This window comes from Caldisericum sp., assembly GCA_022759145.1.
Lineage (GTDB): Bacteria > Caldisericota > Caldisericia > Caldisericales > Caldisericaceae > Caldisericum.
Window position 1 is genome coordinate 1 of sequence record JAEMPV010000079.1, and the last position, 2139, is coordinate 2139.

At 40.2% G+C, this 2139-nt stretch carries 2 protein-coding genes; both read right to left on the bottom strand.

The window, feature by feature from the left end; all coding sequences use genetic code 11:
• Window positions 1-263: hypothetical protein (locus JHC30_05595; protein ID MCI4463628.1), on the bottom strand; the 263-nt coding region annotated here is incomplete at its 3' end.
• A 24-nt stretch (window positions 264-287) separates the two neighbouring features.
• A partial coding sequence (locus tag JHC30_05600) for an FAD-dependent oxidoreductase (GenBank protein ID MCI4463629.1) occupies window positions 288-2139 on the bottom strand: 1852 nt, incomplete at its 5' end.

Genomic DNA, 2139 nt, shown 5'->3' on the forward strand with positions numbered 1-2139 from the left:
ATAAGCACCCCAGCAAAGTGTCCATTATAAGAAAGTTCTGTTTTTATACCAAAAGGTCCCTCCCAGTACTTTGAGACCTTCAGGGAATCAAGAGGAACCCTTTCGATCAAATGCCCTACTTTTCTCCCTTTATAGGTGAGAACAATCTTCCTTCCTTTTTCAACTAACTCAACCTTCTTCAAAATCTCGTGAACACAAGCATCAAGACCCTCAATTGTTATAGTGTGGGAAAAAAGTTCTCTAACGCACTCCTCGTCAATCATAACTCCCTCCACCTCCTTTGAATATCACAAACTCACTCCTATTGCATATCCATCTCTTACTGCCTCAACTATCTTTGATACTCTCACCGCATCGCCAACTCTATAAGTAGGCACATCAAGTGGTTCAAAAGATGCAGGCTTTCCTCCAAAGGCAATTACAAAGACATCAAAATTAATTTCCTCAACATTCCCTGATCTCTCATACTTAACGCTGTTTTCGGATAGTGCCATAATCTTAGATTTAGTCATAATCTCAACATTATTTTCTCTAAGTTCTCTTATAAGGAACTTTCTGCTTAATGTTTCCATCCCGATTGCTACATCATCCAGCATTTCAACTATTGTGACTTTATTACCATTCTTTGCAAGATACAATGCAGTTTCACACCCTATGAGCCCTCCCCCACCGACTACAACATTCTTTCCTGAAATTTTTTCTTTTGTTAACACATCCTTATACAGGAAAACATTTGGACCATCAATTCCAGGAACTTTAGGGATTAGTGGGTCAGAACCAATCGCAAGGACTACAGCATCAGGAGATTCACTCATAATCAATTCCCTGTCAACTTTTATGCCGAGCCTAACATCTATCTTTAGTCTTTCGACTTCGCCTTTATAAAAATCGACAAGCCATTTTATCTTTTCTTTGTTTGGAGGAATTGCTGCAAGATTCAATGCCCCGCCAATTTTATTCTCTTTATCAAAAAGGACAACCTTATGTCCTCTTAGAGTAAGGATTCTCGAAGCCTCCAATCCTGCAGGTCCAGCCCCGACAACTACAACTTTCTTACTTTGTAATGCAGGAATAAGTTTCTCATATGACTCGCTTTTCCCTACATTTGGATTTACGCCGCATCTTATTGCCGTTCCAAGGACATGTCTTGACATAATGCACTCTGAACATCCAATACATTTTCTTATAGAATCTTCCTGCCCATACATTGCCTTTATAGGCCAATCAGGGTCAGCAATGAGAGTCCTTCCAAGCGCAACAAAATCCGAAACACCATCCTCTATCAATTTTTCTGCTACATCTGGCTCTCGTATCACACCAACTGCAACAACAGGCACTTTTACACCTTTATCTTTTAAAACCTTTGCAAATTCTGCACGCCACGCCTGCGGATAACCCATTGGCTCTAATCTTTTCTCTTTATCACCCAATCCAACATCTGCATGCAAAAAGATGTACCCATATTCTTCAAACTTCTTTGCTATAAGATAACCTTCGTCTTCAGGTTTTATACCACCATTAATGAACTCTATAACTCCCAATCTTGCAGATACAGGAAAGTCTTTCCCGCACAACTCTTTTATTTTATCAATTACTAATTTTGCAAATCTTGTTCTGTTTTCAAGTGACCCGCCAAATTCATCCGTTCTTGTATTGGTTAGTGGTGAATAGAATTGCTCTACCAAAAGACCATGCGCTGCCTCTATTTCAACACCATCAAAACCAGATTTCCTTGCAACAAGTGCAGCACGAGCAAACTTTTCTGCAACAGATTCAATTTCATCTATTGAAAGCACATGAGGATGGACACCATCAGGTCTCAATGGCACATCCGATGGTGCGTAGACAGGTAAATGGACACCAAAAAGCCCCTGATGAGTAAGTTCAATAAAAGCAAGGGCTCCATACTTGTGAATTTCCTCGGTTAATCTGCTTAAACCTGCTATATATTCTTCCTTATCAAGTCTTGGTTGAGTCCTTCCTTCCATTGTTACAGGATACTCAATACATGCGTTTTCAACAGTCACTATGCCCGCCCCACCTCTTGCACGTCTTCCATAATGATAGATAAAGTCATCCGTTACTTCCCCTGTAGTAGATGCAAGATTTGTAGACACTGGGGGGAATATGATTCTGTTC